Here is an 8,630-nt window from a genome sequence, read left to right as displayed (position 1 = left end):
CAGCCGAGGTGGAACTGGCGCTGCGACTGGCGCGGATCGAAGGCACTGGACAGCGAGAACACGCGCTGCGCGCGCGCCAGCAGGGCGCGCACCTCCGGGTGCAGGGCCACGGCCCGTGGCGTGGGCACCATGCCATGTCCCTGGCGCACCACGATGGGATCGCCGCAGGCCGCTCGCAGGCGCGACAGCGCGTGGCTGACCGCCGGCTGCGTGAGCGCCAGCCGCTCGGCCGCGCGCGTGACGCTGCGCTCGCTGAGCACGGCGTCGAACACCACCAGCAGGTTCAGGTCGAGGCGGCGGAAGTCCATGTCCCATTATCAATCTGCTTCATGAATGGGGATGGAAACAAATCATTTGATGCCCACGGGACGCTTTCCTAGAGTGCGAAGCGGAGCGCATGAACCCCTTGCATCCAAAACAACGACCGGAGACACGCCATGCCCTTTTCTTTCCACCCCGCCCGCTGGCTGGGCGCCGGCGGGCTCGCCCTGCTGGCCGCGCTGCTCGCGCCCGCCCACGCCCAGTCCCCCGCCTGGCCAGACCGTCCGCTGCGCATCGTCGTGCCCTTCGGCGCCGGCGGCAGCACCGACGCCCTGGCGCGCATCGTGGGCGAGAAACTCTCGGCCGCGCTCAAGCAGCCGGTGGTGATCGACAACCGCGCGGGTGCGGCGGGCGCCATCGGCGCCCAGGCCGTGGCCAAGGCCGCGCCCGACGGCTACACCTTCCTGCTGGCCACCAGCAGCACGCACGCGGTGCTGCCGCACCTGCGCCCCCTGCCCTACGACGCCCAGCGCGACTTCGCGCCCATCGCGCGCCTGGCCACGGCGCCCAACGTGCTGGTGGTGAGCCCGGCGCTGAAGGTCGCCACGGTGGCGGAGTTCCTGCAGGCGGCGCGCGCGCGTTCGGGCACGCTGAACTACTCGTCCAGCGGCAATGGCTCGGTCACGCACCTCATCGGCGCCGACTTCGCGCAGCGCGCCAAGCTGCCCACCACGCACGTCCCATACAAGACCGGCATCCAGGCCCTGCCCGACCTGAACGGCGGCCAGATCGACTTCGCTTTCGACAGCATCGTGTGGACGCTGCCACAGGCGCAGGCCGGCAAGGTGAAAGCCCTGGCCATCGGCAGCGCCCAGCGCTCGCCGCTGGCGCCGGACCTGCCCACGCTGCGCGAGGCCGGCTTCGAGGGCTTCGACGGCACCACCTGGTTCGCCCTGATGGGCCCCGCCGGGCTGGACCCCAAAGTGGTGAGCGAGCTCAACCGCCACGTCAACACCGTGCTGCGCGACCCCGACCTGCGCGCGCAGTTTCAGCGCCAGGGCGCCGAGCCCCTGGGCGGCAGCCCGCGCGAGCTGGAGCGGCTCGTCCAGGAGGACGGCCAGCGCTGGGCCGCGGTCATCAAGGCAGGCAACATCAAGATCGATCAGTGAGTCCCATGTCCCAACACCCGACGGCGTCCGCGCCCCACCCCCACTTCCGCGAGCTCGTCGCCAGCGAGCGCCCGCTGGTGTTGCCCGGCGCGCACGACGCCATCTCCGCCCTGCTCATCCAGCAGGCCGGCTTCAAGGCCTATTTCATCGGCGGCTTTCCGGTGGTGGGCGCGCGCCACGGCCTGCCCGACATCGGCTTGGCGACGCTGGGCGAGCTCAGCGCGGCCTACCGCGACATCATGGCCGTGTCCGACCTGCCCGTGCTGGTGGACGTGGACAACGGCTACGGCGACGTGAAGAACGTGGTGCACGCGGTGCACACCTATGAACGGATGGGCGCGCAAGCCCTGTTCTTCGAGGACCAGGTCTCGCCCAAGCGCTGCGGCCACATCAAGGGCAAGGAACTGCTGCCCTGCGAGGAGATGGAGCGGCGCATCCGCGCCGCGGCCGAGCAGCGGCGCGACCCGCGCACCTTCATCATCGCGCGCACCGACGCGCGCGAGGTGGTCGGCATGGACGAGGCGCTGCGGCGCGGCGAACGCTACGCGCGCGCGGGCGCCGACGGCATCTTCATCGAAGCGCCCGAATCGGTGGCCGAGCTGGAGCAGGTGGGCCGCGCGCTCCAGGGCGTGCCGCTGATGGCCAACATGCTGGAAGGCGGGCGCACGCCCATCCTCAAGCCCGCCGAGCTGGAGGACCTGGGCTTTCGCATCGTCATCTACGGCATCTCGCTGCTGATGCGTTCGGTGAAGACCATGATGGCCAGCCTGGAGGACCTGCGCAGCGGCGAGCTGCGCCTGGTGGGCTCCGGCGTGGGCTTCGAGGACTACAAGCGCATCGTGGGCTTCGATCGCTGGGCCGCGCTGGAGCGCCGCTACGGCGGCTGATCAGCCCGCCAGCCGCGCGCGCACCTCGTCCGCGCGCGGGATCGGCGCCACCGCGCCATAGCCTTGCGTGGACAAGGCGGCCACCGCCGCCGCGTAGCGGCCGGCTTCCAGCAGGCCGTCGCCGGCCAGGCGGCGCGCGACGAAGGCGCCGCCGAAGGCATCACCCGCGCCGGTGGCGTCCACCGGCTGGCAGGGAAAAGGCTCGATGCGGTGGCGCTCGTTCGCGTCCGCCACCAGCGCACCCTTCTCGCCGAGCTTGAGCGCCACCACCTTCGCGCCCAGGCGCAGGCAGTGGTCCACCAGGGCGTCGGGTTCGCTCAGGCCGGTGATGGCCACCACATCGTCGTAGCTGGGCAGGCAAATGTCGCAGCGCGCGATCACGTCGCTCATGACGGCGCGCGCGCGGTCCACCGGCCACAGCTTCAAGCGCAGGTTGGTGTCGAAGGACACCAGCGTGCCGGCCTCGCGCGCCATGGCCATGGCCGCGTAGGCGGTGTCGCAGGCCGTCGGCGAGATGGCCAGCGAGATGCCCGAGAGGTGCAGCACCCTCGCGGCGGCGATGCGCTCGCGCGGCAGCTGCGCTGCGGTGTAGCGGCTCGCGGCCGAGCCGGTGCGAAAGAAGCTGAAGTGGTGGCCGCGCTCGTCGTGCGTGACGAAGTAGATCGCGGTGAAGGCCTCGGGATCGGCCCGCACGCTCGCGTGGTCCACGCCCTCCTCGTCCCACAGGCGGCGCAGCATCGCGCCGTACGGGTCGTCGCCGAGGGCGCCGAGGTAGCCCACGCGCGCGCCCTGGCGGGCGGCGGCCACGGCGAAGTTGGAGGTGTCGCCGCCAAAGCCCTGCAGGTACAGGCGGCCCTGGCCCTCGCCGGTCTGGTTGAACTCGACCATGGCCTCGCCCAAGGCGAGGATGTCGAGTGCTTCTCCCGCCACGACTGCTCCCTTCGCCATCTCAGATCCGGCCGTACTTCGCCAGGCCCTTGCGCAGCGACTTCTCCGCGATGATGAGCTTGGCCTGCTCCAGCTCGCGCTCGTCGATCTCGCGCGCCACCTTCAGCACCTCTTCGGCCTGGGCGCGCGGCACCACCACCACGCCGTCCACGTCGCCCACCAGGATGTCGCCCGGGTGCACCAGGACGTCGCCCACGCGCACCGGCACCTGAGAGGCCACCGTGCGGTAGCGGCCCAGCGTGGTGCCGGGGCTCACGTCGCGCGCATAGACCGGGAAGCCGTAGTCGCGGCGGATCTCGGTGAGGTCGCGCACGCCGCCGTCCAGCACGGCGCCCACGTGGCCATTGGCCACGGCGCCCGCGGTCATCAGGCCGCCCCACACCGCCACGTCGGGCTCGCCGCCCTCGATGCTGATGACGATGACGCTGCCCGCCGGGGCCTCGTCGATCAGGTCCAGCGCATGCTGCGGCGGCACGAATTCGTCGGTGGCCGCCTCCAGCACGGTGGCGGCGGGGCCGCAGATGCGCTTGTCGTTGATGCGCGGCTTGATGCAGGCGGCCATGTAGCCGCGCTTGCCGCAGACCTTGTCCACCGCGTCGGCCACGGAGGCCACGGCAACCTGGTTGAATCCGTCGATCAGTTCTTTCATGTCCTGCCTTCTTGCAATGTTTGGTGGTGTCGTTGGTGGCCTCACCACCGGTTGAGCCAATTCAGGGGCGCCTCGCCGCGCAGCACGCGCGCGGCCTCTTCGGCCGTCTTGCGCTGCAGGTCGCGCATCGCTTCCTCGCTGTACCAGCCCATGTGGTTGCTCACCACCACGTTGTCCAAGCTGAACAGCTTGTGGATGCCGGGCGGCTCCTGCTCGAACACGTCGAGCCCGGCGCCCAGGATGCGGCGCGCGGCCAGGGCCTCGTGCAGCGCGTCGGTGTGCACCAGGCCGCCGCGCGCGGTGTTCACCAGGATGGCCGTCGGCCGCATGCGCGCGATGCGCTCGGCGTTGATCAGGTGCCGCGTCTGCTCGTTCAGCGGCGCGTGCAGCGAGATCACGTCGGACTCGGCGCACAGGGTGTCGATGTCGGCGCGCTCCACGCCATCGGGCAGCTCGGCGCGCGGGTCGTTCACCAGCACGCGAGCAAAACCGAAGCCGGCGAACTTCTCCAGCGTCATGCGCGCGATGCGGCCAAAGCCCACCAGGCCCAGGGTGCGCCCGCGCAGGCGGAACATGGGCTGCAGCACGCCCGTGGACCAGCGGCCCTCGCGCACCTCGCGGTCGTGCAGCCACAGGCGGCGCGACACCGCCAGGGCCAGGGCCACGGCCTGCGAGCTCACCTCGTCGGTACCGTAGTCGGGCACGTTGGCCACCGCGATGCGGCGCTCGCTGGCCGCCACCTGGTCGATGTTGTCCACGCCGATGCCGTAGCGAACGATGGCCTTGCATTTCGCCAGGCCCTGGATCACCTCGCGTGGCAGCGGCGACTCGCGCACCAACACCACGTCGGCCTCGCGCGCGGCGTCCAGCGCGCGCTTCGGGTCGCGCCGGCAGGGGCGGACCTCGAAACGCGCCCCCTCGGCGCCCAGCAGGGCCTCTTCCTGGTCGTAGCTCGCGTACCCGTCGTCGATGGCAACGACGAGCCGCTCGAGCCCGCCTCCCTGGTTCAGTCCATTCACTTGCGGGTTGCCTCCACGGCCTTGAACAGCGCATCGACGTAGTTCTTGCCGATCTCACCCTCGGCCCACTGGCGCACCGGCGGCTGGGCCAGCTTGCGGAACTCGGCGATCTGCGCGGCGGTGGGTTCATAGACCTGCATGCCCACGCCTTCGAGGATCTTCTTGGCGTTCTTGTCCTGCTCGGCGGTCATCTTGCGGTGGATGGCCATCGCCTTCTTCACACCCTCGTCCACGGCCTTGCGCTCGACGTCGGTGAGCCGGGTGTAGAAGCGGTCGTTGACGAGGTAGCCGTGCACCGACCACACGTGGCCGTCCAGCGTGGCGTACTTCTGGTGCTGGTACAGGCTGGCGGCCAGGATGTTGGTCACACCGTTTTCCTGGCCGTCCACCACCTTCTGCTGCAGCGCGGTGGGCAGCTCGCCCCAGGGGATGGCCGAGGCCGAGGCGCCCAGCGACTCGACCAGGGCCTTGAACACCGGCGAGGGCTGGATGCGGATCTTCATGCCCTTCATGTCGGCCGGCGTCTGGATCGGGCGCAGGCTGTTGGTGAAGTGGCGCACGCCGTTGTCGGCGAAGCCCAGCGCGCGGATGCCGGTCTTCTTGACCATGTCGTCCGAGAAGCCCTTGAGCCACTCGGAGTCGTACACCCGCCAGGCGTGCTCGTGGTTGTCGTACAGGAAGGGAATGCCCAGCACGCCGATGGGCTTGTGCACGGTGCCGATGGCGCCATCGTGCGCCACGGCCATCTCCAGCGTGCCCAGGCGAAGCGCTTCCATGGTGGGCTGGTCCTTGCCGAACTGGCCGGCCGGGAAGATCTCGACCTTGATCGAGCCGTTGGTGGCTTTCTCCACGTGCTCCTTGAAGGCCAGGGCCGCCACGTGCTTGGGCTGGTCGTCCTTGGCGGGCTGGAAGTGCGCGTACTTCAGCGTCTTCTGCGCGTGCGCGGCCAGGGGCAGCGCGAGGGCCAGGCCCATCACGGCGACGAGGGTCTTGAACTTCATGGCGGGTGTCTCCTTGTGGTTGGGGAACGGAAGGGCAGGGGCTCAGCGCGCGTAGCCGAACAGGCCGGGCACGAAGGGGCTGAGCGAGGGGATGAGCACCACCGCCAGCAGCACCACCAGCAGGGCGGCGAGCAGCGGCAGGATGGCGCGCGTGAGCTCTTCGAGCCGCAGGCGCGCGACCGAGCTCATGACGAACAGCACCCCGCCCACGGGTGGCGTGGCCAGGCCGATGGTGAGGTTGAGCACGATGGCCATGGCGAAGTGCAGCGGGTGGATGCCGAACTGGTCCGACAGCGGCGCCAGCACGGGCACCAGGATGATCACGGCCGGCAGGGTGTCGATGAACAGGCCGCAGATCAGCACGAAGACCATCACGATCAGCATGATGGCCACCGGGTCGGTGGTCATGCCGCCGATGGCCGCGCCGATGGCCTGCGGGATCTGCAGCAGCGTGAGCAGCCAGGCGAACAGCGAGGCCATGGACACGATGATGAGCGCCGCCGAGGTGACCAGGCCGCTTTGCAGCAGCACGCGGCAGATCAGGCGCGCGTTGAGCGTGCGCGTGACGAACAGGCCGATGAAGAGCGCGTAGAACACCGCCACGGCCGACGCCTCGGTGGGTGTGAACAGGCCGGTGAGGATGCCCGCGATGATGATGGCCGGCATCAGCAGCACCGGCGTGGCCCTCCACAGCGCGCGCAGGCGAACGCCCCAGCCGGGCGCCGTGCCCACCGTGCCATAGCCCCGCTTGACCGAGAGGTAGTGGTTCATGGCCATCAGCGCCAGGCCCATCAGCAGGCCCGGCACCACGCCGGCCAGGAACAGGCCGGCCACGGTGACGCGGCTATCGGTCAGCGCGTAGATCACCATCACGATGGACGGCGGAATGATGGGGCCGATGACCGAGGTGGCCGCCGACAGTGCCGCGGAGTAGGCCTTGTCGTAGCCGCTCTTGGCCATCATGCGGGTCTCGATCGCGCCCGGGCCGGCCGCGTCGGCCAGGGCCGATCCGCTGATGCCCGCGAACATCACCGAGGTGACCACGTTCACATGCCCCATGCCGCCGCGCACGTGGCCCACCATGGCGCCGGCGAAGCGCAGCAGCGCGGTGGTGATGCCGCTGGCCGTCATCAGGTCGGCCGCCAGGATGAAGAAGGGCACGGCCATCAGCGGGAAGCTGTTGATGCCGTCGAAGAAGCGCTGCGGCACCGACAGCAGCGAGAGGTTGCCGTCGATGGCCAGGGCCAGCAGGCCCGCGCCGCCCATGGCCAGGGCGATGGGCACGCCGATGGCCAGGCCGACCACGAAGACGATGAAGAGAACCGCGCTCATTCGGCAACCTCCGCGCGGTGCATTGCGTTGCGAGCCCCTTCGGGCGGCCGTGCGGGGCTCATGCGTGCGCCTCCTCGACATGGTCGTCGCCAATTTCTTCCACCTGCACGAAGTCGCGCGCGATGAACTGGCGCCAGAACAGCAGCAGGTGCAGCAGCATGGCCGCCGCGCCCAGCGGAATGCCCAGGTAGGGCAGGCCGGCGGGCAGGCCCATGGCCGGTGTTTCCTGGTTCCAGGTGAACTCGGCGATCTGCACGCCCAGCACCACCAGGGTCAGCAGGAACAGCGCCATGGCCAGGGCGATGAACCAGCGGAGGGCGTGGCGCAGGCGCGCGGGCAGCACGTCCTGCAGCATGTCCACGGCCACGTGGCGGCCTTCGCGCAGCGCCAGGCCGGCGCCCAGGTAGGCGACCCAGATCATCTGGATCTGGGTGAACTCCTCGACCCAGAAGATGGACTGGTTGAACACGTAGCGCATGACCACGTTGGCGAACACGAGGATCGCCATCGAGGCCATGAGCAGCACGATGAGGGCCTGGTTGAGGCGCACGAAACCGTGCTCCAGGCGGCCCGCGAGCGAGGGGCGGGCCGGTGATTCGCTGAACGCCATGGGTGCGCTGTCTCCGGTGGTTCGACTCAGGGTTTTGCCGCAATCGTATCTGATATCTCAGATATAGGATTTGGGGAAAGCCCTTACACTGCCCACCCACGATCCGAAACCACCATGACCCGACAACTCGAGCTTGAACGCCCTCGCCTGCTCACCGACGTGGTGGGCGAGCGCATTCGCGAGGCCATCGTCAGCGGCGACCTGAAGCTGGGCGAGCAGGTGTCGGAGGCGCAGCTGGCGGCCCTGATGGGCGTGAGCAAGACACCGGTGCGCGAGGCGTTGGTGCGCCTGCAGTCGCAGGGCCTGGTGCAGGTGCACCCGCAGCGCGGCACCTTCGTCTTTCGGCTCACGCCCGAACAGGTGGGCCAGCTCTGCCGCTTCCGCGCGCTGGTGGAGACCGAGGCCCTGCGCGAGGCCATGGCAGCCAACCGCGCCGCGCTGCTCAAGGGCATGAAGCAGTGCGTGAAGGAGATGAAGGCGGCCGAGGCCGCGCGCGACCTGCCCGCGCTGGCGCGCATCGACATGGCGTTCCACTGGCAGCTCTTCGAGCACTGCCCCAGTCCCTACGTGCGCGCCGGCTACGAGGTGCTGCGCTCGCAGCTCACCGCGCTGCGGCACCGCTCGCCCATCGACAACGCGGTCAGCAGCCACCAGGTGCTGGTGGACGCCGTGGGCGACGGCGACGTGGACGCGGCCGGCGCGCTGCTGCGCGAGCACGTGCTGGACAACGAGCCGCGCTACCGGGCGGCCTGCG

The 8,630-nt window shown here is 70.0% G+C and carries 10 protein-coding genes; 3 read left to right on the top strand and 7 right to left on the bottom strand.

Annotated features, from left to right (window positions below; translation table 11 throughout):
• The coding region (locus BGO22_RS15600) for a LysR family transcriptional regulator (protein ID WP_286851603.1) at positions 1-308 on the bottom strand (308 nt) is incomplete at its 3' end.
• A gap of 129 nt (positions 309-437) precedes the next feature.
• Between BGO22_RS15600 and BGO22_RS15595 the strand changes: the two genes are divergently transcribed.
• The gene (locus BGO22_RS15595) at positions 438-1,430 is read left to right on the top strand and encodes a Bug family tripartite tricarboxylate transporter substrate binding protein (RefSeq protein WP_070399358.1); all 993 of its coding nucleotides are present in this window, start codon (positions 438-440) and stop codon (positions 1,428-1,430) included.
• Positions 1,431-1,435: 5 nt separating this feature from the next.
• Positions 1,436-2,317, top strand: a complete 882-nt coding sequence (locus tag BGO22_RS15590) for an isocitrate lyase/PEP mutase family protein (protein ID WP_286851600.1) — start codon at positions 1,436-1,438, stop codon at positions 2,315-2,317.
• Here the strand turns inward: BGO22_RS15590 and BGO22_RS15585 are convergent, their stop codons facing one another.
• Genes BGO22_RS15585 through BGO22_RS15560 form a run of 6 tightly spaced genes read right to left on the bottom strand, consistent with a single transcriptional unit; the run spans position 2,318 to position 7,876 of the window.
• Complete coding sequence (locus BGO22_RS15585; RefSeq protein ID WP_070399356.1) at positions 2,318-3,265, bottom strand: sugar kinase; 948 nt, start codon at positions 3,263-3,265, stop codon at positions 2,318-2,320.
• Between the two features lies 1 nt (position 3,266).
• Positions 3,267-3,914 carry an RraA family protein gene (locus BGO22_RS15580; RefSeq protein ID WP_070399355.1) on the bottom strand — a complete coding sequence of 216 codons (648 nt, stop codon included), beginning with the start codon at positions 3,912-3,914 and terminating at the stop codon, positions 3,267-3,269.
• A gap of 41 nt (positions 3,915-3,955) precedes the next feature.
• Positions 3,956-4,933: a C-terminal binding protein gene (locus BGO22_RS15575; RefSeq protein WP_239478189.1), complete on the bottom strand. Its 978-nt coding sequence runs from the start codon at positions 4,931-4,933 to the stop codon at positions 3,956-3,958.
• Positions 4,930-5,934 carry a DctP family TRAP transporter solute-binding subunit gene (locus BGO22_RS15570; protein ID WP_070399354.1) on the bottom strand — a complete coding sequence of 335 codons (1,005 nt, stop codon included), beginning with the start codon at positions 5,932-5,934 and terminating at the stop codon, positions 4,930-4,932. The genes BGO22_RS15575 and BGO22_RS15570 overlap by 4 nt, the downstream gene beginning before the upstream one ends.
• Before the next feature lie 42 nt (positions 5,935-5,976).
• Positions 5,977-7,266, bottom strand: a complete 1,290-nt coding sequence (locus BGO22_RS15565; RefSeq protein ID WP_286851598.1) for a TRAP transporter large permease — start codon at positions 7,264-7,266, stop codon at positions 5,977-5,979.
• Between the two features lie 58 nt (positions 7,267-7,324).
• Positions 7,325-7,876 carry a TRAP transporter small permease gene (locus tag BGO22_RS15560; protein ID WP_286851596.1) on the bottom strand — a complete coding sequence of 184 codons (552 nt, stop codon included), beginning with the start codon at positions 7,874-7,876 and terminating at the stop codon, positions 7,325-7,327.
• A gap of 114 nt (positions 7,877-7,990) precedes the next feature.
• Between BGO22_RS15560 and BGO22_RS15555 the strand changes: the two genes are divergently transcribed.
• On the top strand, positions 7,991-8,630 hold a 640-nt coding region (locus BGO22_RS15555), incomplete at its 3' end, for a GntR family transcriptional regulator (RefSeq protein ID WP_286851595.1).

The organism is Hydrogenophaga sp. 70-12, assembly GCF_001897365.1.
GTDB lineage: Bacteria > Pseudomonadota > Gammaproteobacteria > Burkholderiales > Burkholderiaceae_C > Hydrogenophaga > Hydrogenophaga borbori.
This window is presented reverse-complemented; position numbering and strand designations above follow the sequence as displayed.

What these genes read in the sequence shown, in the direction of transcription:
- BGO22_RS15595 (WP_070399358.1), top strand. Translation starts at nt 438, where the DNA reads ATGCCCTTTTCTTTCCACCCCGCCCGCTGGCTGGGCGCCGGCGGGCTC.
- BGO22_RS15590 (WP_286851600.1), top strand. Translation starts at nt 1,436, where the DNA reads ATGTCCCAACACCCGACGGCGTCCGCGCCCCACCCCCACTTCCGCGAG.
- BGO22_RS15585 (WP_070399356.1), bottom strand. Translation starts at nt 3,265, where the DNA reads ATGGCGAAGGGAGCAGTCGTGGCGGGAGAAGCACTCGACATCCTCGCC.
- BGO22_RS15580 (WP_070399355.1), bottom strand. Translation starts at nt 3,914, where the DNA reads ATGAAAGAACTGATCGACGGATTCAACCAGGTTGCCGTGGCCTCCGTG.
- BGO22_RS15570 (WP_070399354.1), bottom strand. Translation starts at nt 5,934, where the DNA reads ATGAAGTTCAAGACCCTCGTCGCCGTGATGGGCCTGGCCCTCGCGCTG.
- BGO22_RS15565 (WP_286851598.1), bottom strand. Translation starts at nt 7,266, where the DNA reads ATGAGCGCGGTTCTCTTCATCGTCTTCGTGGTCGGCCTGGCCATCGGC.
- BGO22_RS15560 (WP_286851596.1), bottom strand. Translation starts at nt 7,876, where the DNA reads ATGGCGTTCAGCGAATCACCGGCCCGCCCCTCGCTCGCGGGCCGCCTG.